We start from the raw sequence: 22,561 nt of genomic DNA, 5'->3' as shown, positions 1-22,561 counted from the left end.
GGAAACGCCGTCGGGGCCCCGGATCGCTCCGAGGCCCCGACGGCGTGAGCGCTCAGACGAGCGAGCGCAGAACGTACTGCAGGATGCCGCCGTTGCGGTAGTAGTCGGCCTCACCGGGGGTGTCGATTCGCACGACCGCGTCGAACTCCACGGTCTGCTTGCCGTCGGCCGAGAACTCGCTCGGCTCGGCGACGACGCGCACCGTCTTCGGAGTGACGCCCTCGTTGAGCTGCTCGAGGCCCGTGATCGAGATGATCTCGGTGCCGTCGAGGCCGAGGGACTTCCAGCTCTCGCCGGCCGGGAACTGCAGCGGGACGACGCCCATGCCGATCAGGTTCGAACGGTGGATGCGCTCGAAGCTCTCGGTGATGACCGCCTTCACGCCGAGCAGGCGCGTGCCCTTGGCGGCCCAGTCGCGGGACGAGCCCGAACCGTACTCCTTGCCGCCGAACACGACGAGCGGGGTGCCCTGCTCCTGGTAGTTCTGCGACGCGTCGTAGATGTAGGACTGCGGTCCGCCGGCCTGGGTGAAGTCGCGTGTGTAGCCGCCCTCGACGACCGCGCCGTCGTTGACAGCCGCGGTGAGCTCGTTCTTCAGACGGATGTTCGCGAAGGTGCCGCGGATCATGACCTCGTGGTTCCCGCGGCGCGAGCCGTAGGAGTTGAAGTCCTTCTGCGCGACGCCGTGCTCGGTCAGGTACTGTGCGGCGGGCGTGCCCGCCTTGATGTTGCCGGCCGGGCTGATGTGGTCGGTCGTGACGGAGTCGCCGAGGGTCGCCATGACTCGTGCGCCGGTGATGTCGGAGACGGGGGTGAGGTCCATGGTCATGCCGTCGAAGTACGGCGCCTTGCGCACGTAGGTCGAGTCGGCATCCCACTCGAAGACCGGGCCGCTCGGGGTCGGCAGGCTCTTCCAGCGCTCGTCGCCGTCGAAGACGGTGGCGTACTGGTTGATGAACTGGTCGCGCGAGATCGACGAGTCGATGATCGACTGCACGTCGGCCGTGTCGGGCCAGATGTCCTTCAGGAACACGTCGTTGCCGTCGGTGTCGGTGCCGAGCGCGTCGGTCTCGAAGTCGAAGTTCATCGTGCCCGCGAGCGAGTACGCGACGACGAGGGGCGGTGAGGCGAGGTAGTTCATCTTCACGTCGGGGCTGATGCGGCCCTCGAAGTTGCGGTTGCCGGAGAGCACGGCGGTGACGGCGAGGTCGTTCTCGTTGATCGCCGCCGAGACCTCCTCGATGAGGGGACCGGAGTTGCCGATGCAGATCGTGCAGCCGTAGCCGACGGTGTAGAAGCCGAGACCCTCGAGGTCCTTGTCGAGGCCGGACTTCTCGTAGTAGTCGGTGACGACCTTCGAGCCCGGGCCGAGCGTGGTCTTCACCCACGGCTTGCGCTTCAGGCCCTTGGCGAGGGCGTTGCGCGCCAGGAGGCCCGCCGCGACCATGACAGACGGGTTCGACGTGTTGGTGCACGAGGTGATCGCCGCGAGGGTGACCGCACCGTTGTCGAGGATGTAGGACGCGCCGTGGGGCGGGGTGACCTTGACGGGCTTGGATGCCGCGGCCGGCCCGCCGCTCGAGATGAGCACCTCGCCGGTGTGGGTGTGCTCGTCGCCGGGCACGACGCCCGCATCGGACGCGGGGAACGATCCGGCCGACTCGAGGTCGACGATCGAGTCGCTCGTGGCGGGAGTGGCGTAGTTGAGGATGTCCTTCTCGAACTGCGACTTGGCCTCGGCGAGCAGGATGCGGTCCTGCGGGCGCTTCGGTCCGGCGATCGAGGGCACGACCGTGGCGAGGTCGAGCTCGAGGTACTCGCTGTACTGGGGCTCGTTCGCGGCGTCGTGCCAGAGCGACTGGGTCTTCGCGTACTGCTCGACGAGCGCGACGGCCTGCTCGCTGCGGCCGGTGAGGCGCAGGTAGTCGAGGGTGACGTCGTCGATCGGGAAGATCGCCGCGGTGGAGCCGAACTCGGGGCTCATGTTGCCGATGGTGGCGCGGTTGGCGAGCGGCACCGACGCGACGCCGGCTCCGTAGAACTCGACGAACTTGCCGACGACGCCGTGCTTGCGCAGCAGGTCGGTGATCGTGAGCACCACGTCGGTCGCGGTGACACCGGCGGGGATCTCGCCGGTCAGCTTGAAGCCGACGACGCGCGGGATGAGCATCGAGACGGGCTGACCGAGCATCGCGGCCTCGGCCTCGATGCCGCCGACGCCCCAGCCGAGCACGCCGAGGCCGTTGACCATGGTGGTGTGCGAGTCGGTGCCGACGCAGGTGTCGGGGTAGGCGCGCAGCACACCGCCGACGGTGCGGTCGTAGACGACCTTGGCGAGGTGCTCGATGTTCACCTGGTGCACGATGCCCGTTCCCGGGGGCACGACCTTGAAGTCGTCGAACGCGGTCTGACCCCAGCGGAGGAACTGGTAGCGCTCCCCGTTGCGCTCGTACTCGATCTCGACGTTGCGTTCGAGGGCGTTCTCGCTGCCGAACAGGTCGGCGATGACCGAGTGGTCGATGACCATCTCGGCGGGCGAGAGCGGGTTGATGCGCTTGGGGTCGCCGCCGAGCGCGGTCACGGCCTCGCGCATGGTGGCGAGGTCGACGATGCAGGGCACGCCCGTGAAGTCCTGCATGACCACGCGGGCGGGAGTGAACTGGATCTCGGTGTCGGGCTCGGCTTGCGGGTCCCAGGAGCCGAGCGCCTCGATCTGCTCCTTGGTGACGTTCGCGCCGTCTTCCGTGCGGAGCAGGTTCTCCAGCAGCACCTTGAGACTGAACGGGAGCTTGTCGTAGCCCGCGACCGCGTCGATGCGGAAGATCTCGTAGTCGGTGCTGCCGACCGTCAGGGTGCTCTTGGCACCGAAGCTGTCAACCGTGGACACGATCGTCTCCTTCGTCGGCATTCGGGCGGCAGTGAGCGCCGCCGTTCCCATCTTCCCGCCCGGTTCCGGGGGTGGCTAGCAAGGCTTGCCTAACTCAGGTGGAAGACGGAATTTATCTTGATATCAAGATAAAAGTATCACTCCTGACCTGATTCGGCATCGGATGCCGCGGCGCGCCGCGCGGTCGGATAGAGGGCGCGTGCCACGAGCCACGTCACCACCACCAGCGGCGCGAACAGCGGAAGTCCCATGGCGATCTTCAGGGTGCCGAGCGCCGGGACGTCGCCGGCGAAGTAGAACGGCAGTTGCACGGCGAGGCGGACGGCGAAGAGGGTTGCCCACGCCAGCGTGATCCAGACGAACGCGCGGCGCTTTCGACGATCGCGGCGCCAGCCCGTGGCGTCCCCCATGAGCCATCCGACCGCCAGACCGATCAGCGGCCAGCCGACGAGCGCCGAGACGAGGAGGGCGAGGCCGTAGGCGCCGTTCGTGACGAAGCCGAGGATGAAGTTGTCCTGACCGCGCCCGGTGAGGAGCGCGAGCGCGGCCGCGGCGGCCGTCGCCACGAGTCCGCCCAGGGCGGCGCTCGCGGGCGAGCGCTGGACGAGCCTCACCACCGAGAACACCGCCGCGAGCCCCACCGACGCGCCGAGGGAGAGAAGGAGGTCGCCGCGGCCGGTGCCGCTGTCGAGGGTGACGGTGAACAGCACCACGAAGACCAGGCTCGGAAGGACGGACTCGATGATGCCGCGCCAGCCGCCCATCGCCGCCCACGCGACGTGTCGGGCACTGGTCTGCGCGGACGGATCGAGCCCGGCGCGGCGCGCGGCGGATCCGAGGGCGCGGGCCAGTGCGTCCGACGTGGACGGACGGGCCTCGTCGGGGGCGGGGGGTTCGACGCTCACGCGGCGCCCGGCGCGACCGGCATCTTCAGCGGGATGAGGTCGCGCGGCGGCATGGGCTGGCTGCCGCGCACGATGACGAGGGATCGGAAGAGATCCTCGACCCGCTCGGCGGCGATCGGGTCGTTGGCCGCGGCGCCGCCGATGACACCGCGCAGGAACCAGCGCGGGCCGTCGACTCCGACGAAGCGGGCCAGTCGTTTGATCGGCGCGCCGCCGTCGACCGCGGTGGGCACCTCGGCGAGGAGCTCGGTGCCGAGGGCGCCCTCACGCTCTTCCGCCCGGCCGCCCTGCTGCCGCACCTGCTCGAGCAGCTGGGCGCGGGTCTCATCCCAGAGCCCACCGCTGCGCGGGGCGGCGAAGGCCTGCACCTGCAGGGTCGAGTCGGCGTAGTCCAGCCCCACGGCGACGATCTGCTTCGACTGCTCCTCGACCTCGAGGCGCAGGTTCAGACCTTCGCGCGGGAGCACCTTGATCGCGCCGAGGTCGATGTAGGGGCGAACCGGGTTCGCCTCGCTCTCGTCGTAGGGCCCGGCCTCCGCGCGGGTCTCGGGGGCGGACTTGTCGCCGAAGGAGGGGACGATGTCGCTCACGAGGGAGCTCCTTCCGTGCTCTGATAGCCCGTCGAACCGAATCCGCCTTCGCCGCGCACACTGTCGGGCAGCTCGTCGACCGGCACGAAGCGCGCACGCGGAACGGGCAGGACGATGATCTGCGCGATGCGGTCGCCGACGGCGACCTCGTACGTCGCGTGAAGGTCGGTGTTCAACAGGGTGACCTTGATCTCACCGCGGTAGCCCGCATCGACCGTGCCCGGTGCATTCACGACGGTGATGCCGTGCTTCGCCGCCAGCCCGCTGCGCGGGACGACGAACGCGGCGTACCCGTCGGGCAGCGCGATGCGCACACCGGTGCCGACGAGGGCGCGCTCGCCCGGGCCGAGGATGACCGCCTCCGCGGCGACGAGATCCGCTCCTGCGTCGCCCGGGTGGGCGTACTGCGGGATCGTCGGCGCGATAATGGGGACGTCAACGCTTTCGGTCACGCAAAGAGGCTAATGCAGATCACCCAGCTCTCGAGGAGCGTCGCATCCGGTTCGTACCGTGAGCGGCTCTCGCCGTCACTGTGGGCGCTCGTCGCCTCCGCGGTCTGTGCACCCATGGCGGCGCTCGTGGTCGTGCCGATCGACGCGACGTTCTCGCTCGCGGTCGGCGTGATCGTCGGATGCCTCATCGTCGCCCTGCTGCTCGCGGCGTCGCCGAGCGTTCGAGTCGCCGACGGCGTGCTCCACGCCGGGCGCGCTCGCATCGACGTCATTCATCTCGGCGATGCGGTGGTGTTCACCGGCGAAGAGGCGCGGCGCGTGCGGGGTCCGGGTCTGCCCCGTGACGCCTGGCACCTGTTCCGTGGCGGGATCGATGCCGTGGTCGTGTTCCCGGTCGTGGATCCGGACGATCCGACGCCGGCGTGGGTCATCGCGTCCCGCACGCCGGATCGTCTCGCGGCCGCCGTCGCGGCCGCTCAGCTCACGCGGCGCACTCCGCGCAGATAGGGCCGATGCCCTCTTCGTGGTCGAGCTGCGAGCGGTGCTTCACCAAGAAGCAGCTCACGCACGTGAACTCGTCCTCCTGGGGCGGGAGCACGACGACGTCGAGCTCGAGGTCGGAGAGGTCCGCGCCCGGGAGCTCGAAGCCCGACGGGTTGTCGGTGTCTTCGGAATCGCCCGAGCCGGAGAGCTTGTCCGGCACACGCTCCTTGAGGGCCTCGATCGACTCGCTGTCGTCGTCGGTCTTGCGCGGGGCGTCGTAATCCGTGGCCATTCGTCCGTGTCTCTACTTCCAGATGCTGCGTGCCGCGCGGCGCGCGGCGGCGATAGTTTGCATGACGCGGAACACAAACGCAAATGCGTTCCGCTGAGGCGTGCATCGTCGAAACGCCCGCCACGCGGGCGATATTCCGAGCGGTCCGGTCGCGGTGTGGAACCATGGCGGAACACGGCAGATCGGAGGCGTGTCCCGCATGGAAAAGCTCAGAGTCATCGGCGTCGAGGATGATGTGCTGGTGCTCGCCACGGAGACGGGTGAGCGCTTCGGTGTCCCGGTGGACGAGGTGCTGCGAACCCAGTTGCGTCGCGCCGACCGTTCCAGCGCCGGATCCCGCACGAAGGCAAGCCCCCGCGACATCCAGGCGCAGATCCGTGCCGGGCTATCCGCCGAGGAGACCGCCGCGGTGCTCGGCCTCTCCGTCGACGATGTGGTGCGTTTCGAGGCACCGGTGCTCGCAGAGCGCGAGTTCGTCGTCGGGCAGGCGCTCTCCGTTCCGGTGCTGCTCACGAGCGACTTCGACTCCGACACGCCGACCACCTTCGGCGACGCGGTCCGCGCGAAGCTGGTGGAGGCGCACGCCGTGGGCGAGCGGTGGTCCAGCTGGAAGGACGACAGCGGCTGGACGGTGAAGCTCTCGTTCTCGATCACCGAGGTCGAGCGGGACGCGCGCTGGAGTTTCGATCCGAAACGTTCCGTGCTCTCCCCGATCAACGCCGATGCGACACAGCTCTCACGTCAGGGGTCTCTGCCCGACGGTCTGATTCCGCGGTTGCGCGCGCTCGAGATCCCGGGCATCAAGGACGATTCACGGTTCGACAGCGGCGCATTCGGACCTCGCGCACTCCCGGACCTCGAGCCGGAGGATGCGCACGAGGTCGAGCCGCTCGATCACACTCCTGTCGCGCCACCGCAGTCGAGCCCCGCCGTTCAGCACGCGGCGATCAAGCGGGCGCCCGAGGCATCCGTCACCTCATCCGAGACGGCCGACCTCCTCGAGGCGCTGCGTCGTCGTCGCGGCCAGCGGCCCGACGCGCCCGATGTCATCGCCGAGGTCCCCCGCGGCGCGGCCGCACCGGTCGCCCTGTTCGACGCGGTCGAGCCGGGGTACGACGAGGCTCCGGCGCCCGTGGAGACGCCCGCACTGCCGACGAGCCCGCCCGGCGGGAGCGACGCGCAGCGGCGCAAAGGTCGCACTTCGATGCCGTCGTGGGATGAGATCGTCTTCGGCGCCCGCACCGACGAGAGCTGACCTCAGCTCCAGGCGGCCAGCCCGATGAGCGGGACGATGCGCTCCTGCTCGGTGAGTGATCCGTGCTGTCCGACCATGCGGCGACTGCTGATGTCGTCGGTGCGCCCGTCGTAGTACGCGACACCGCTGCGCGCGGCGACGATCACGTCTCCGATGCGTTTCGCCGCCTCGGGAGCGACGCGGGCACCGAAGAGTCCGGCGTCGATCGCCTCGTCGCGGCTCAGCACCCAGGCTCGCTCCCCCTCTGCCGTGCGCCACGCCTCGACCAGTCGCGCGGCAGACCCTTCGCGCGCGTAAAGGTGCAGCATGCGGGGCTCGCCTGCGACATCCGTCACGTCATCGCGCAGCGCCGCGTCGTCGACGATGATCTGGCGGTGCGCCGGCACATCGACCATGCCATGGTCGGCGGTGACCACGATGCCGGCATCGGATGCCGCGTGCAGCCGCCTCGCGGCTCGGTCGATCTGTTCGAGCACCGCCGCCCACTCATCGGACTCCCATCCGGCGCGGTGACCGGCGGTGTCGAGTTCGGGTGCGTAGAGGTAGACGAGGGTTCCGGGCACGGCGGCGGCCTCGATCGCCTTCTCGACGCGGTCGTCGAGGTCGGCGGCGTCGCGATGGATGCCGTGCGGGAACACCGCGGTCGTGAAGCCGGATGTCGCGTACTCCGGACGCGAGCAGACCACGAGACGCTCGCGTCCACGGAGTGTCGTGGTGAGCGAGCGCGCCAGCGGCCAGGATTCGGTGTCGAGCTCGCCGCGCTCCCAGCCATTGAGCTGGTTGGCGACGATGCCGGTGTCGGGCACCCGCACGCGGTATCCGAGGATGCCGTGCTCCCCCGGCGTGACTCCCGTCCAGAGGGAGGCGAGAGCGGCCGCGGTCGTCGACGGGAAGACCGACCGTGCGACATCCTTCTTGCCCATCGCTTCCGCGAGGAATCGAGCGTGCCCCGCACGCTGGCGCAGGTTGAGCGCGCCGAGCCCGTCGACGAGGAGCACGATCACGCTCGGCGCCGGACGGAACCAGCCCTCCTCGCCGCGGATCGCCCGCAACGCGTTCGACACGACGCCGGTGAGGCTCCGGGCTCCGGCGGGGTCGGTCGGTAGGCTGGAGCGCATCGGGGTCAGTCTCGCACACGCGCACGCCCCGCCCCGCGACACGAGGCAGAACGTCATGGCCAGCACCCGAAACCCCTCCACGCCGCCCTCAGAGGAGCGCATCGACGACGTCGACCTGTCGACCGAGATGCAAGGCTCCTTCCTGGAGTACGCCTATTCGGTCATCTACTCCCGGGCGCTCCCCGATGCGCGCGACGGACTGAAGCCCGTGCAGCGCCGCATCCTCTTCCAGATGGCCGACATGGGGCTGCGCCCCGACCGAGGCCACGTCAAGAGTGCCCGCGTCGTCGGTGAGGTCATGGGAAAGCTGCACCCTCACGGCGACGCGCCGATCTACGACGCACTCGTGCGACTCGCGCAGCCCTTCACGCTGCGCGTGCCGCTCGTCGACGGTCACGGCAACTTCGGCTCCCTCGACGACGGTCCCGCCGCCCCGCGCTACACGGAGGCGCGGCTCGCGCCGTCGGCACTCGCCCTCACCGCCGACCTCGACGAGGACGTCGTCGATTTCGTGCCGAACTACGACGGGCAGTTCCAACAGCCCGAAGTGCTGCCGGCTGCCTTCCCGAACCTCCTCGTCAACGGCGCCGCAGGCATTGCCGTCGGCATGGCGACGAACATGGCGCCCCACAACCTCATCGAGGTCGTGGCCGCCGCGGTGCATCTGCTCGAGAACCCCGAGGCATCCGTTGAGGAGCTGATGGAGTTCGTCCCTGGCCCCGACCTTCCGTCGGGCGGGATCATCGTCGGGCTCGACGGCATCAAGGACGCCTACACGACCGGCCGCGGCACGTTCCGCACGAGAGGCAAGGTCACGGTCGAACAGCTCGGCCCGCGCCGCACCGGCCTCATCGTCACCGAACTCCCGTACATGGTCGGCCCTGAGCGCGTCATCGAGAAGATCAAGGACGCCGTCAACGCGAAGAAGCTGACCGGCATCTCCGATGTCACCGACCTAACCGACCGTGAGCACCCGCTGCGCATCGTGATCGGCATCAAGACCGGCTTCGAGCCGACCGCTGTGCTCGAGCAGCTCTACCGGCTCACGCCCCTCGAGGACTCGTTCGGCATCAACAACGTGGCCCTCGTCGACGGCCAGCCGCAGACGCTCGGCCTCAAGCCGCTGCTGCGGGTCTACCTCGACCATCGCCTGCGCGTCATCACGCGGCGCAGCGAATACCGTCTTGCCAAGCGCCGGGACCGGCTGCACCTCGTCGAGGGCTTGCTCATCGCGATCCTCGACATCGACGAGGTCATCCAGGTGATCCGCACCTCGGATGACTCGGAGTCGGCGCGCGGGCGGCTGATGACGGTGTTCGACCTGTCCGAGGTGCAGGCGGAGTACATCCTCGAACTGCGGCTGCGCCGGCTCACACGGTTCTCGCGCATCGAGCTCGAGTCGGAGCGCGACGAGCTGAAGGCTGAGATCGCGAGCCTCGAGGAGCTGCTCGGCAGTGACGTGCTGCTGCGCGCGGCGGTGGCGAGCGAGCTCGAGCTCGTCGCCGAGCAGTACGGCACGCCGCGGCGCACGCTGCTCATGAACGGCTCTCCGGTCACCGCGCGTACCGCGTCGCGTGCGACCGCGCCGAGCCTGGAGATCGCCGACGACCCGTGCCGCGTCTACCTGTCGGCCACCGGCCGCATGGTGCGCGCCGAGCTCGGCGAAGACGGCGCGATCGTGCCGCCTGCGCGCCGGTCGAAGCACGACGCGGTGCGCTCGGTGGTGACGACCACGGTGCGGGGCGAGATCGGTGCGGTGACGACGCGCGGGCGGCTCGTGCGGCTCTCCCCCGTCGACCTTCCGTCGGTGCCCGCCAACTCGGTGCAGCTCGCCGTCGGCACCCGCGTCGACCAGTACCTGGCGCTGGAGAAGGGCGAGCACGTCGTCGCCCTCGTGCCTCTCGTCGCGGAGCCGCCGATCGCGCTCGGCACCCGTCAGGGAGTCGTGAAGCGTGTGTCGGCCACCGAACTCGCCCCGGGCAAGCACGACATCGAGATCATCGCTCTGAAACCCGGCGACGAGGTCGTCGGAGCGGCCGTCGCGCCCGACGAAGCCGAGATCGTGTTCGTCGCGAGCGACGCCCAGCTCCTGAGGTTCGAGGCGTCGGCCGTGCGACCACAGGGTCGCGCCGCGGGTGGCATGGCGGGCATCCGTCTGTCCGACGGCGCCGAGGTCATCCACGTGGCCGTCGTGACCGATCCGGACGCCGCCGAGGTTGTGACCGTCGCGGGAAGCTCCTCCGTGCTGGCCGGGGCAGACGCGGGCAGCGGCAAGGTGTCGGCGTTCGCGGAGTTCCCGCCCAAGGGTCGCGCCACCGGCGGTGTTCGCGCGCAGCGGTTCCTGCGTGGCGAGGACGCCCTGACGCTCGCCTGGGTCGGCGTCGAGCCGCGCGCCGTGGGTGCGGACGGCTCGACGCGGGCGCTGCCGGCCTCCGGGGCGAAACGGGATGCCTCGGGCCAGACGATCGATGCCGTCATCGGCGCCGTCGGCACCGCCCTCGCGTAGCCGGCCGAGGTGCGGCATCCACTCGTGATTCGGGCGGCCGTAAGACGTGCCGGCGGCGAGACTCCGAGCGTGTCGCCGGTCAGGCGTCGATGCGGTCGCGCGCCAGTCGGTCGCTCGAGGTCACGATGAACTCGCGGCGCGGTGCGACCTCGTTGCCCATGAGCAGCTCGAACACGGTGGCCGCGGCCTCCGCGTCGGAGAAGGTCACCCGACGCAGGGTGCGCCCGGCCCGGTCCATCGTGGTGGTCGCGAGCTGCTCGGCATCCATCTCGCCGAGACCCTTGTAGCGCTGGATGGGCTCCTGCCAGCGGCGACCCGCCTTCTGCAGCTTCGCGAGCAGGGCGTGCAGCTCCTGCTCGGAGTAGGTGTAGATCGTCTCGTTCGGCTTCGAGCCGGGGTTCACGACGATCACCCGATGCAGCGGAGGAACAGCGGCGTAGACGCGGCCCGCCTCGACGAGCGGACGCATGTAGCGGAAGAACAGGGTGAGCAGCAGCGTGCGGATGTGCGCGCCGTCGACGTCGGCGTCGCTCATGAGGATGACCTTGCCATAGCGCGCCTGCTCGAGATCGAACGAGCGTCCGGAGCCCGCGCCGATCACCTGGATGATCGAAGCGCACTCGGCGTTCGAGAGCATGTCGCTGATCGATGCCTTCTGCGTGTTCAGGATCTTCCCGCGGATGGGAAGCAGTGCCTGGTACTCGCTGGTGCGCGCCTCCTTCGCGGTGCCGAGGGCCGAGTTGCCCTCGACGATGAACAGTTCGGAGGCGGCGACGTCGTTCGTGCGGCAGTCGACGAGCTTCGCGGGCAGCGACGACGACTCGAGCGCGTTCTTGCGGCGCTGGGTCTCCTTGTGGGCGCGCGCGGAGATGCGCGCCTTCATCTCGGCGACCACCTTGTCGAGCAGAAGCGCGGTCTGGGCTTTGTCGTCGCGCTTGGTCGACGAGAACCGCTCGCCGAGGGAGCGTGAGACCACGGAGGTGACGATCTGGCGCACCGCGGGCGTGCCCAGCACCTCCTTCGTCTGGCCCTCGAACTGGGGCTCGGGAAGACGGACGGTGAGCACCGCGGTGAGGCCCGCGAGGATGTCGTCCTTCTCGATCTTGTCGGTGCCGACCTTCAGTCGGCGGGCGTTCTGCTCGACCTGGGTGCGCAGCACCTTCATGAGGCCCTGCTCGAAGCCCTGTTGGTGGGTGCCGCCTTTGGGCGTGGCGATGATGTTCACGAACGAACGGCTGACCGTCTCGTATCCGGTGCCCCACCGCAGCGCGATGTCGACCTCGCACGTGCGCGTCACCTCGGTGGGAACCATCGCGCCCGATGCCTGCAGCACGGGTACGGTCTCGGTGAAGTCGCCGGTACCGGTCAGGCGCCACGTGTCGGTCACGCCGCTGTCGGGCGCGAGGAAGTCGGCGAACTCGGAGATGCCCCCGTCGAAGTGGAAGTCGGTGGTGACCGGTGTCTCACCGCGGGCATCGCCGATCGCGATGTGGAGCCCCGGGACGAGGAACGCGGTCTGCCGCGCCCGCTGCTCGAGCTCGTCGAGGTGGAACGTCGCATCGCGGGTGAAGATCTGACGGTCGGCCCAGTAGCGCACCCGCGTGCCGGTCACGCCTTTCGCGACCTTGCCGATGACCCGCAGCTCGCTGCGCTCGTCGTACGGGGTGAAGGGGGCGTCGGGTCGCGGTTCACCGCTGTCGGCGAAGACGCCGGGCTCGCCCCGACGGAACGACAGCGCGTACGTCTTGCCGTCGCGGTCGACCTCCACGTCGAGGCGCTCCGACAGCGCGTTGACGACCGAGGCGCCCACACCGTGCAGACCACCGGATGCCGCGTAGGACCCGCCGCCGAACTTGCCGCCGGCGTGCAGCTTCGTGAACACGACCTCGACGCCCGTGAGCCCGGTGCGCGGTTCGATGTCGACCGGGATGCCGCGGGCACGGTCGCCGACCTCGACGCTCCCGTCGGGACGCAGGGTGACGTCGATGCGTTCGCCGAACCCGCCGAGCGCTTCGTCGACCGCGTTGTCGATGATCTCCCACAGGCAGTGCATGAGTCCGCGGGAGTCGGTAGAGCCGATGTACATGCCGGGACGCTTGCGCACGGCCTCGAGTCCCTCGAGGACCTGGAGGTGGTGGGCGGAGTACTCGGCGGTCACAATCTCCAAGCGTATGCGCGGGTACCGACGTCGCCTGGCACAGACACGGGGTACGGGGGCCGCCGTACGCGTTGAGCGAAATGTGACGCGTTCGCGGCATACCCGAAACATCGGCGTGCTTGTATGTGAGGACTTCGGCGCCACCGGGCGTCGGGCAGACGCATCGAGGAGGCAGTCATCATGACCTACACGTCGACCCCCACCGAGGGCAATGCCGTTCTCGACTACCGTCTCACCGCCGTCGACCGCTGCGACTCCTGCGGCGCTCAGGCCTACATCGCCGCCGAGGTGAACGGCACGCAGCTCCTGTTCTGCGCCCACCACGGCCGCAAGTACGAGGCCAAGCTCCGCTCCGTCGCCACCTCGTGGCACGACGAGACCGCTCGCCTCATCGAGTCCTGACGTCGTCCTCGGCGCGACGCTCGATGAGGGGCGACAGCCGCACCGCGATCTCCTCGCCGATCGTGTCGATCGCTTCCGCCAGGTCGGTGGCGCTGAGCGCCCCCGTGCCGTAGAGGCGCACCGTTTGACCGACGGACGCGCCGGGCCATGCCGCGACCGAGGTCGTGAGATCGTCCACGTGGTCGAGAGCGACCATCCCCGCCGGGCTCAGCGCTCTCACTCGGCCGCCGAGGCGTGAAGGAAGCCCGTCGAGGGCGCCGATCCCGAGCACCGCGGTGCTGTCCCTCACCTCGACGACCTCGGCCTCGAGTGCGCCCACCGGCGCGATGCCGAGGTCGTCCTCGCCGGGTCCGCCGGCGGGGCGGATCCCATAGCTGAACGCGCCGATGCGCACCATGTCGTAGCGGAACTCGGGTCGCAGGGATGCCGCGGCGCTGGCCGCGAGGTGGGCGCGCGGTCGCGGCAGTCCGGCCTCGCGGACGGTGGCGAGGGCCTGCTCGAAGAGGGCGCGGGCCGCGTCGTCCTCGTCGTCGGATGCCTCGGCGAGATGGCTCCACACGCCCTCGAGGCTCAGCGCCCCGGTCGTCTGGGCCGCGGCCGTGCGGGCGACGGCATCGGGCCACTGCTCCGGTCGGATGCCGTTGCGGTGCAGGCCCGTGTCGATCTTCAGGTGCACGCGCGCTGTCACGCCGCGCGCGGCGGCGAGGCGCACCACTTCGTCGAGCAGTGCCGGGTCTCCGACGCCGAGGTCGATCCCGGCGTCGAGTGCGGCGCGCAGGGACTCGTCGCCCGCGACCATCCACGCGAAGACGCGCACCTCGTCGCCTGCGAGGGCACGCACGCGGAGGGCGGTCGGCAGGTCGAACGCCCCGATCCAGGTGATGCCGGCCGCGAGGGCCGTCGGGATGACGTTCGCGAGACCGTGTCCGTAGGCGTCGTCCTTCACGACGAGCATCAGCTCGGCCGGAGCGACGCGCGCGCGCAGCGACGCGAGGTTGCCCCGAAGCGCCGTGCGGGAGACCCGCAGCACGGCGGTCATGACACCGCCTCGCGCCGGGTGTGGAGTCCCACGGCGGTGACGATCTCCGACGGCCGGAGTGCCGTGACCGCTGCCCAGTGCGCCACGGTGTCGCCGCCGCGACCGAAGAACACCGCCTCATCGCCGCGCGCGATGTCGGCGTCGCCGATGTCGATGACGCAGACATCCATGGCGACGCGCCCCACGATCGGGCGCCGCGCATGGCCGAGGGACACGGATGCCGCACCTCCCGCACTGCGCACGACTCCCTGTGCGTAGCCGCCCGTCACCAGAGCGACGCGCGTGTCCGCGGGGGCGCGGAATCGGTAGCCGTAGGACACGCCTTCACCGGTCAGCAGTCGCTTCGTGCTGAGAACGGTGCCGACGAGCGTCATCGCCGGCACGCCGTCGACCCAGCCGTAGGTCACCGCCGGGCTCACCGCCGGCTCCCCCGCGCGCACCACGCGGTCGCCGAAGGTCGTCGCGTCATCGACGAGCAGGGTCGCGTCGGTCTCGGACAGCAGTGCGGTCGCGACGGCGTCGACCCCGTGGCCGTAGGCGTCGTGGCGAAGATCGACGAGCGGGGCGGACGCCGCGGCCCCTCGGACGTTCGCGACGATCGCCGCCACGCTGATGCGGGCGACGGGAGCAGCATCGTGGGTCATGGCCTATCGCAGCTGGATGGCCGTGAACCGCTTGCCGGAGGCCAGGCGCTCGATCTCGGCACGGGCGGCGTCGGCGTGGGCGTCGATCGCGGCGTGCGCGTCGCCGGTCGAGTACGTGAGAGCGCGACGGGCTGTCGCTGCGGTGAGCAGCAGGTCGGCGAGCCAGGGGTTCAGCGGAAGCACCGGGCCCTGCAGGTTCGTTGCGACGACGCTGCCGGCGCGCACGGTCTCGTGGCCGCCGTCGACGCCGCCGCTGCCCGCGAGCACCGTTCCGTACGCGAGGGCGGGGTCATCGAGCGACCACAGCGAGGCATGGTCCTCGAAGCCGACGAGCCGTCCGTCGGCCGTGTCAGCGACGACGTAGCCGACACGACGCTCTCGCGTGCGGGCGACCCGCGCCGGAACGAGGCCGAGCCCGTCGAGACGGGAGCCGTCCGTGAGGGTGATCTGCTCGGCGAGCAGCTCCGCACCGCCGCCGACGGCGAGCACGGGGCATCCGTTCTCGACCGCGGTGCGCAGCCAGCCGGCGCGGGCACGAAGGTCGGATTCGACGGTGCGGATCGCGGAGAGGGGTCCGTTGCCGATGACGATCAGGTCGGCCTCGCCCGGCGCGGTGTCGCCGGGTTCGACGGTGACGACCTCGACCTCGAACCCGGCGAGACGCGCGCGGGTCGCGAGCACCTCGACGTTTCCGGCGTCGCCGGAGATGCCGAGCAGGGTCGGATAGAGCTGGACGAGGCGCAGAGTCATCGGCGGGCGATCTCCTGGTCTCCGTGACCGAGCACGCGACGTCCGATCATCATGAGCTCGTAGTTGACGAACCAGTTCTGACGGCCGGACGCCGTCACCGGGAACGACCGCATGATCTCGACGGCCTTCTCGAGGTCGGGTTCGACGACCCCGATCGGGATTCCGGCGTAGGCGAAGCGCGTGGCGATCTGGTGGGCCTTCTCCCCCGTGATCACATCGACATGGTCGAAGGCCGAGAGGTCGACGTCGTAGAGCCAGGAGATGTCGGGCGTGCCCTCGTCGATCGCGAACAGCAGCCGCTCGGGCGTGCCGTCGAGCGCGTCGATGTTCAGCTGCAGGCTCGGGCCGTTCTTGAACATCACGAACTCCACCAGCTCGCCCGCCGGATCGCGACGCAGCGGAATGACCTCGCCGCGTCCGTAGGCCGGGGCCATCGCGGCGAAGCCGGCCTGCGCGGCCTCGGGCCGGAAGGCGTCGCCGAGCACGTGACGGGCGGCGCTGACCGCCGCCGCCGCATCGACCGCGTAGTGCAGGCCGCGCGCGGGAAGGCGGACCGGGATGCTCCGCCCCTCGAGGGAGATCTCCACCTCGCGTCCGGAGACCGCGGTGACCTCGCTCTCCGCCTCATGGCGGATCGCCTGCGCGGTTCCGCTTCGAGTGTCGGCGGCGTTGTTCAGGCCGTGAGCCGACGCGGCGACGACCTCATCCGAGGCGCCGAAGAACGACACCGGCGCGCGCAGCGTCGACGGATCGATCTTGCTGAGGTACGGGTCGTCGCGGTTGGTCACCACGCGCACGCTGGCGCGGGTCGTGGCATCCAGCATCATGTCGGCGACCCGCTCGGTCTCGTAGAACCGGTACAGCTGGTCGACCTGCACGTTCAGCGCAACGATCACCCGCGGCGAGAGGATGTCGGCAAGGTCGGCCGCATAGCCCTCGTCGACCTCCAGCACCGCGACATCAGCCCGCACTCGACCGAACAGGGTCGCATCCGCGAGGAACGCGCTCGTGACGCCCTGCGGCAGGTTCGCACCGGTGGGGTTCGTGAACACCCGCAGACCGTGCGCCCGCAACACCTCACTGATCATGTGCGTCGTCGTGGTCTTGCCGTTCGACCCCAGCACGAACACGACGCCCGCCGGGAACTGCGCAGCGATGCTCGACAGCAGCGTGGGTGCGAGCCGGTTGGCGACGTACCCCGGGAACGCCGATCCGCCGCCGCGCAGGCGCGTGGCGAATCGGGCGAGCTTGCCGACGGCGACCGCGGGGACGTACTTCGCGCGGAACGTCATGCGGGGCTCACTCGAGGTAGTCGCGCAGCGACTGCGACCGCGACGGATGACGCAGCTTCGCCATCGTCTTCGACTCGATCTGACGGATGCGCTCGCGCGTGACGCCGAACGTGTCGCCGATCTGGTCGAGGGTCTTCGGCTGGCCGTCGCCGAGACCGAACCGCATGCGGATCACGCCCGCCTCGCGCTCGCTGAGCGAGTCGAGGAGCGACTCGAGCTGACGCTGCAGCATGGTGAAGCCCACCGCGTCGGCCGGGACCACCGCCTCGGTGTCCTCGATCAGATCGCCGAACTCGCTGTCGCCGTCCTCACCGAGCGGCGTGTGCAGCGAGATCGGCTCACGGCCGTACTTCTGCACCTCGATGACCTTCTCGGGGGTCATGTCGAGCTCGCGGCTCAGCTCCTCGGGCGTGGGTTCGCGACCGAGGTCCTGCAGCATCTGCCGCTGCACGCGGGCGAGCTTGTTGATGACCTCGACCATGTGCACGGGGATGCGGATCGTGCGCGCCTGATCGGCCATCGCGCGGGTGATCGCCTGACGGATCCACCACGTCGCATACGTCGAGAACTTGAAGCCCTTGGTGTAGTCGAACTTCTCGACGGCGCGGATGAGGCCCAGATTGCCCTCCTGGATGAGGTCCAGGAACTGCATGCCGCGCCCGGTGTAGCGCTTCGCGAGCGACACGACCAGACGCAGGTTCGCGCCCAACAGGTGGCTCTTCGCGCGCTGACCGTCACGGGCGACCCACTGCAGGTCGAGGCCCGTCTGGCCGGCCTTGTCGGCGGCCGACATGCCCGAGAGCTTCTCCTCGGCGAACAGACCCGCCTCGATGCGCATCGCGAGCTCGACCTCTTCGGCCGCGTTCAGCAGCGGCACCTTGCCGATCTGCTTCAGGTAGTCCTTGACCGGGTCGGCGGTCGCACCGGTGATCTGCGTCGAGTAGACCGGGACGTCGTCCTCGTCGCTCGACGAGATGACGATCGCGCCCGTCGGAAGCGGCTCGCTGAACGCGGGCTTCTTTTCGTCGTCGTCTTCCGCATCGTCGTCGGCGTCGTCGGATGCCGCGGCATCCGTCTTCTTCTTCGCCGTGGGCGTGTCGTCGCCGTCGCTGTCGTCCGACTCGTCGCCGTCATCGGCGGAGTCGTCGAGCTCCTCGTCGATCTCGACGTCGTCCTCGTCCTCGTCCTCGTCGAACTCGTCGTCCTTCGGCTTCGCGGTCGACTTCTTCGCAGGCGCCTTCTTGGCGGGCGCGGCCTTCTTTGCTGCGGGCTTCGCCGTCGCGCGGGTCTTCGTCGCGGGCTCCGTCGCCGCGGCATCCGTCTCGTCGACGACGGCCGTCTCGTCGGCGGCGTCCGCAGCCTTCGTGGTCGCGCGCGATCGGGTTCCGGTCTTGGTGGCTGGAGTCACGTTTCGCCTTTCACCGAGGGCGTTCCCTCCCTCGGACAGAGGTAAGACCCTTGTCAAGTCCAGTGCTGTTCGCAACCGGATCGACAACGGGTCGGTCCCTCATTGTCTCATACCCGCGTCGGCGTCCTCGCCTCGCGGTCTTCCCTGTGGCAACATCGGTGCGCTCAGGCGCATTCCCCGCTCAAGAGAACGGGCCGGCGCGCCGGTCGTCGTCGCCCGGGCGTGACGCGAGGAAGCGCTCGAGCTCGGCGGCGAGCTCGTCGGCGCTCGGCAGATCGCCCTGGTGGATCAGCGGAGTGGCCTGCGTCGCTCCCGCCATATAGGCGTCGTAGCGCTCCTCGAGGCCTGACAGCATGGTGCCGAGCTCGTCACTCTGCTCGATCTGCTCGGCGACCTTCGCGACGAACGCCTCGTTCTCCTGCCGGAGGGACTCGACGTCGAACACGAGACCTGTGGCGAGCGTGATGCTGTCGAAGGCGGCGATGGCGGTGGCGGGGTACTCGGCGTCGCCGAGGTAGTGAGGTACGAGCAGCACGAACCCCGCGATCTTCGCTCCCGCCTCGGCGAAGCGGTACTCGAGCAGGTGCCCGATGGTGGCGGGTACCTGCGTGCGGGGCTTCCACACCGAATGCGCCGCCGTCAGGTCTGGTCGGGTGCCCGACACGGTCGCGCCGAGGGGCCGCGTGTGCGGCACGGGCATGGGGATCGCGTGCACCCAGGTCACGCCCGAGACGCCGAGGGCGTGCGCAGCCTCGGTGACGGAGGACGCGAAAGCCTCCCAGGCGAAGTCCGGTTCGTATCCCGACAGCAGCAGGAACCGCTGTCCGAGGGTGTCGCGTCCGAGCGACAGTTCGAGCCGCGGCGGACGGTAGTCGGACAGGTGGTCCTCGTCGAACACGACGATCGGCCTGCGGGCGCGATAGTCGAGCAGCACGTCGTTCTCGAAGCGCAGCACTGTCTGCAGGTCCCCCGCCTCGCGCAGGTGGTCGATGACCTGCGATGCCGCCGATCCCGCATCGGTGAAACCGGTGAACGCGATCACGAGCGGAAGGCCGTGCGGCACCTCCGGCGCGTCGTCCGCGGCGTCGTACAGAGGAGCGTCGAAGGGCATGACTCCATGCTAGGAGCCGGACGAGGGGGTGGGCCGGACGCTTCGCCCTGGGCGTACCTAGGATGAAGTCATGCCGTACCCCGTTCTCGAGTTCACCGACCAGCCGACCACCGAGATCGCCGCGGACGCGGTGCTGTTCCTCCTTCCCTGGGGTGATCCCGCCGACGATGCGAGCACGTCTGTGCGCGCCGCGGCCGACGCGGTCGGCGCCTCGCGCAGCGCAGGCGCCGTCACCCGGGTGAGCGTGCCGGAACTCGTCTCGCTCCCCGCCGCGGTCGTCGCGGTCGGCGACGGCGCGGATGCCGCGGCATCCCGTTTCGCGGCCGGCGCCGGCATTCGCACCCTCACCGGATTCGAGACGGTCGCGATCGTGCCTCTCGGCGGCACCGCCGCGCACGCCCGCGCGATCGCCGAAGGCGCGACCCTCGGGGGATACCGCTTCGACGGCTACAAGAAGAACGCGCCGGGGCGAGTCCGCGCGAACCGTGTGCTCATCGCGGCCCCGGGCACGGATGACGATGCCGCCTTCGCCGCGGCGGTGGGCGAGGCATCCGCTCTCGTCAAGGACCTCGTCACGACGCCGGCCGAGTGGCTCGGCCCCGCCGATCTCGCCGACGCGGCGCGCGCCGCCGTCGAGGGGCTCCCCGTCGAGGTGACCGTCTGGGACGAGGACGCACTGCGGGCGGGCGGCTTCGGCGGCATCCTCGGCGTCGGACAGGGCTCGGTGCGCCCGCCGCGCCTCGTGAGGGTGGACTACTCCCCCGCCGACGCGACGGGGCACGTCGCCCTCGTCGGCAAGGGCATCACCTTCGACACCGGCGGTCTCTCGCTGAAGCCTGCCGGGTCCATGGTCGGCATGAAGTACGACATGTGCGGAGCCGCGACAGTGCTCGCCGTGGCCCGTGCGGCCGCGCGCCTCGCGGTTCCGGTGCGCGTGACCGCGTGGCTCTGCATCGCCGACAACATGCCCTCGGGCAGCGCCACGCGTCCGGGCGACGTTCTGCGCATCGCCGACGGCCAGACCGTCGAGGTGCTGAACACCGATGCCGAGGGTCGCCTCGTGCTCGCGGACGGCCTCGTCGCGGCGAGCCGCGAGAACCCCGACCTGATCGTCGACGTCGCGACTCTCACCGGGGCGATCACCACCGCACTCGGCACCCGCCACACCGGCGTCATGGGTGAGGAGGGCGCCGTTGCGGCCTATCTCGCCGCCGCAGAGCGGGTCTCCGAGCTGGCCTGGCCGCTGCCGCTCCCCGACCACATGGAGGACGAGCTCGACTCCCCGATCGCCGACCTCGTGAACGCGAAGATCGGCGACCCGGCGGGCGGGTCGCTGTTCGCGGGCCTCTTCCTCCGCCGCTTCGTCGGACGTCTCTCGGATGCCGACGACGCCCCTCGCATTCCCTGGGTGCACCTCGACATCGCCGGTGTCGGCATGAACAAGGGCGGCGGATACGGCTTCACCGACAAGGGCCCTACCGCCGCGACGGTGCGGAGCCTCATCGAGCTGATCGGCACCCGCGCATGAGCGCGCACACCGTCGACGTCGTCGTCATCGGCGGCGGCAGCGCCGGTTACGCGGCGGCGATCCGTGCCCGCGAGCTCGGCTCGTCGGTCGTCATCGTCGAGGCCGACAAGCTCGGCGGCACCTGCCTTCACCGCGGCTGCGTGCCGACGAAGGCGCTGCTGCACACGGCCGAGGTCGCGGATGTCGCACATGCGGCGTCGACCGCGGGCGTCTCGGTCGGCGAGGTCGTCGTCGACGGCTCCGCCGCGCGCGCGTTCCGCGACAAGATCGTCGCCGGCAAGCACAAGGGTCTGCAGGGCCTCATCGCGGGTCACGGCATCACCGTCGTCGCCGGGTACGGCGTGCTCGGGCCCGACCGCGTCGTCACCGTCGGCGACGACACGTACGCAGCGTCCCATGTCGTCATCGCGACGGGATCGCATACCCGTCTGCTGCCGGGCATCGAACCCGGCCCGCGCGTGTGGACCAGCGAGACCGCACTGTCGTCGGACGTCGTGCCGGCGCGGGCGATCGTGCTCGGCGGCGGCGTCATCGGTGTGGAGTTCGCGAGCGCCTGGCGGAGCCTGGGCGCCGAGGTCACGATCGTGGAAGCCCTCGACCACCTCGTCGCCGCCGAGGACGCCTCCTCTGTCGCCCAGTTGGAGCGGGCCTTCCGCCGTCGGGGCATCCAAACCCGCCTCGGTGTACGCGTCGCGACCGTCGCCGAGACGGCGGACGCGGCATCCGTGACGCTCGAGGACGGCACTGTGCTCGAGGGTGACGTCGTGCTCGTCGCTGTCGGGCGCGCGCCGCACACCGCGGACCTCGGACTCGAGCAGGCCGGCGTCGCGCTCGAGCGCGGGTTCGTCGTCGTCGACGACCAGCTGCGCACCACGGTGCCGGGCGTGTGGGCGGCGGGTGACGTCGTCGCCGGGCTGCAGCTCGCCCACCGCGGGTTCCAGCACGGGCTCGCCGTGGCGGAGCGCATCCACGGACGCACGGTGCCGCAGATCCCGGATGCCTCGATCCCCCGCGTGATCTACACGCACCCGGAGGTCGCGTCGGTCGGTCTCACCGAGGAGCGGGCGAAGGAGACCTGGGGTGCAGAGGCGATCGCCACCGTCGAGTACAACCTGGCGGGCAACGCCAAGAGCACCATCCTCGGCACGTCCGGCGTCGCGAAGGTCGTCCGTCGCGTGAACGGGCCGGTCGTGGGAGTCCATCTCGTCGGCGATCGGGTCGGCGAACTCATCACCGAGGCGCAGCTCGTCGTGGGCTGGGAGGCCCACCCCGAGGACATCGCGCCGTTCGTGCACGCACACCCCACTCAGGGCGAGGCTCTCGGCGAGGCGTTCCTCGCGCTCGCGGGCTCGCCCCTGCACGTCGCGTGAGCGACGCGTCACTAAGCTAGACACCACACCGCATTCGTGAAGGAGCAACACCCATGAGCACTTCCGTGGTCCTCCCCGCTCTCGGCGAGAGCGTGACCGAGGGAACGGTCACCCGCTGGCTCAAGCAAGTAGGGGACACGGTGGCCGTCGATGAGGGTCTCGTGGAGATCTCGACCGACAAGGTCGACACCGAGATCCCCTCGCCCGTCGCCGGTGTGATCGAGGAGATCCTCGTTCAGGAGGACGACACGATCGAGGTCGGTGCGGTCCTCGCGAAGATCGGCGACGGTTCGGCGGCTCCCGCCGCGGCGCCCGCTCCCGAGGCCGCTGCTCCGGCTGCCGAGCCCGCCCCCGCGCCGGTCGCGGAGACC

Annotated in this window: 20 protein-coding genes; 7 read left to right on the top strand and 13 right to left on the bottom strand. The window is 70.1% G+C overall.

The annotated features are described in order from the left end of the window. Window positions 1-52 precede the first annotated feature (52 nt). The 4 genes from RR49_RS10505 to dut form a co-directional block, all read right to left on the bottom strand. Window positions 53-2,887, bottom strand: coding sequence for an aconitate hydratase (locus RR49_RS10505; protein ID WP_045248171.1), 2,835 nt, complete (start codon window positions 2,885-2,887; stop codon window positions 53-55). A 137-nt stretch (window positions 2,888-3,024) separates the two neighbouring features. Further along, window positions 3,025-3,792, bottom strand: a complete 768-nt coding sequence (locus tag RR49_RS10500) for a DUF3159 domain-containing protein (protein ID WP_045248046.1) — start codon at window positions 3,790-3,792, stop codon at window positions 3,025-3,027. Continuing rightward, a complete protein-coding gene (locus tag RR49_RS10495) occupies window positions 3,789-4,382 on the bottom strand; it encodes a DUF3710 domain-containing protein (protein WP_045248045.1) in 594 nt (197 codons plus the stop codon). The genes RR49_RS10500 and RR49_RS10495 overlap by 4 nt, the downstream gene beginning before the upstream one ends. After that, complete coding sequence (gene dut, locus RR49_RS10490) at window positions 4,379-4,834, bottom strand: dUTP diphosphatase (protein ID WP_045248044.1); 456 nt, start codon at window positions 4,832-4,834, stop codon at window positions 4,379-4,381. The genes RR49_RS10495 and dut overlap by 4 nt, the downstream gene beginning before the upstream one ends. A 12-nt stretch (window positions 4,835-4,846) precedes the next feature. On the opposite strand from dut, the gene RR49_RS10485 reads away from it, so the two are divergent. Next, a complete protein-coding gene (locus tag RR49_RS10485; protein ID WP_045248043.1) occupies window positions 4,847-5,341 on the top strand; it encodes a DUF3093 family protein in 495 nt (164 codons plus the stop codon). On the opposite strand, the gene RR49_RS10480 is transcribed toward RR49_RS10485, so the two are convergent. Continuing rightward, complete coding sequence (locus RR49_RS10480) at window positions 5,316-5,609, bottom strand: DUF4193 domain-containing protein (RefSeq protein ID WP_045248042.1); 294 nt, start codon at window positions 5,607-5,609, stop codon at window positions 5,316-5,318. The genes RR49_RS10485 and RR49_RS10480 overlap by 26 nt on opposite strands. A 199-nt stretch (window positions 5,610-5,808) precedes the next feature. Between RR49_RS10480 and sepH the strand changes: the two genes are divergently transcribed. Beyond that, complete coding sequence (gene sepH / locus RR49_RS10475) at window positions 5,809-6,864, top strand: septation protein SepH (protein ID WP_045248041.1); 1,056 nt, start codon at window positions 5,809-5,811, stop codon at window positions 6,862-6,864. 2 nt (window positions 6,865-6,866) lie between these two features. On the opposite strand, the gene RR49_RS10470 is transcribed toward sepH, so the two are convergent. Beyond that, a complete protein-coding gene (locus RR49_RS10470) occupies window positions 6,867-7,982 on the bottom strand; it encodes an alkaline phosphatase family protein (RefSeq protein WP_045248040.1) in 1,116 nt (371 codons plus the stop codon). 55 nt (window positions 7,983-8,037) lie between these two features. Here RR49_RS10470 and RR49_RS10465 point away from each other — a divergent pair, with 55 nt between their 5' ends. Next, on the top strand, window positions 8,038-10,488 hold the full coding sequence (locus RR49_RS10465; RefSeq protein WP_045248039.1) for a DNA gyrase/topoisomerase IV subunit A: 2,451 nt from the start codon (window positions 8,038-8,040) through the stop codon (window positions 10,486-10,488). Window positions 10,489-10,567: 79 nt separating this feature from the next. Here the strand turns inward: RR49_RS10465 and RR49_RS10460 are convergent, their stop codons facing one another. Continuing rightward, on the bottom strand, window positions 10,568-12,646 hold the full coding sequence (locus tag RR49_RS10460; protein ID WP_048808927.1) for a DNA gyrase/topoisomerase IV subunit B: 2,079 nt from the start codon (window positions 12,644-12,646) through the stop codon (window positions 10,568-10,570). 180 nt (window positions 12,647-12,826) lie between these two features. On the opposite strand from RR49_RS10460, the gene RR49_RS10455 reads away from it, so the two are divergent. Then, window positions 12,827-13,048, top strand: coding sequence for a DUF7455 domain-containing protein (locus RR49_RS10455; RefSeq protein WP_045248038.1), 222 nt, complete (start codon window positions 12,827-12,829; stop codon window positions 13,046-13,048). On the opposite strand, the gene RR49_RS10450 is transcribed toward RR49_RS10455, so the two are convergent. From RR49_RS10450 to RR49_RS10425, 6 genes are all read right to left on the bottom strand, one after another. After that, on the bottom strand, window positions 13,035-14,087 hold the full coding sequence (locus RR49_RS10450) for an alanine racemase (protein ID WP_045248037.1): 1,053 nt from the start codon (window positions 14,085-14,087) through the stop codon (window positions 13,035-13,037). The two genes, RR49_RS10455 and RR49_RS10450, sit on opposite strands and share 14 nt — an antisense overlap. Continuing rightward, the gene (locus RR49_RS10445; protein ID WP_045248036.1) at window positions 14,084-14,731 is read right to left on the bottom strand and encodes an alanine racemase; all 648 of its coding nucleotides are present in this window, start codon (window positions 14,729-14,731) and stop codon (window positions 14,084-14,086) included. The genes RR49_RS10450 and RR49_RS10445 overlap by 4 nt, the downstream gene beginning before the upstream one ends. A gap of 3 nt (window positions 14,732-14,734) precedes the next feature. Further along, window positions 14,735-15,481, bottom strand: coding sequence for a type 1 glutamine amidotransferase (locus RR49_RS10440; protein ID WP_048808926.1), 747 nt, complete (start codon window positions 15,479-15,481; stop codon window positions 14,735-14,737). Beyond that, complete coding sequence (locus tag RR49_RS10435; protein WP_045248035.1) at window positions 15,478-16,773, bottom strand: Mur ligase family protein; 1,296 nt, start codon at window positions 16,771-16,773, stop codon at window positions 15,478-15,480. Before RR49_RS10435 ends, RR49_RS10440 begins: the two co-directional genes overlap by 4 nt. A 7-nt stretch (window positions 16,774-16,780) precedes the next feature. Continuing rightward, window positions 16,781-18,181: an RNA polymerase sigma factor gene (locus RR49_RS10430; RefSeq protein ID WP_045248034.1), complete on the bottom strand. Its 1,401-nt coding sequence runs from the start codon at window positions 18,179-18,181 to the stop codon at window positions 16,781-16,783. A 181-nt stretch (window positions 18,182-18,362) separates the two neighbouring features. Beyond that, on the bottom strand, window positions 18,363-19,292 hold the full coding sequence (locus tag RR49_RS10425; protein WP_045248033.1) for a proteasome assembly chaperone family protein: 930 nt from the start codon (window positions 19,290-19,292) through the stop codon (window positions 18,363-18,365). Between the two features lie 70 nt (window positions 19,293-19,362). On the opposite strand from RR49_RS10425, the gene RR49_RS10420 reads away from it, so the two are divergent. From RR49_RS10420 to RR49_RS10410, 3 genes are all read left to right on the top strand, one after another. Then, window positions 19,363-20,820 (top strand): leucyl aminopeptidase, encoded by a 1,458-nt coding sequence (locus tag RR49_RS10420; RefSeq protein WP_045248032.1) that lies wholly within the window; start codon window positions 19,363-19,365, stop codon window positions 20,818-20,820. Continuing rightward, on the top strand, window positions 20,817-22,190 hold the full coding sequence (gene lpdA, locus RR49_RS10415; RefSeq protein ID WP_045248031.1) for a dihydrolipoyl dehydrogenase: 1,374 nt from the start codon (window positions 20,817-20,819) through the stop codon (window positions 22,188-22,190). Before RR49_RS10420 ends, lpdA begins: the two co-directional genes overlap by 4 nt. A 53-nt stretch (window positions 22,191-22,243) precedes the next feature. Continuing rightward, a partial coding sequence (locus RR49_RS10410) for a biotin/lipoyl-containing protein (protein ID WP_045248030.1) occupies window positions 22,244-22,561 on the top strand: 318 nt, incomplete at its 3' end.

It is taken from the genome of Microbacterium ginsengisoli, assembly GCF_000956535.1.
GTDB classification, from domain to species: Bacteria; Actinomycetota; Actinomycetes; order Actinomycetales; family Microbacteriaceae; genus Microbacterium; species Microbacterium ginsengisoli.
Note: the sequence above shows the minus strand (reverse complement) of the source record. Positions and strands in the feature narration are given on the sequence as shown.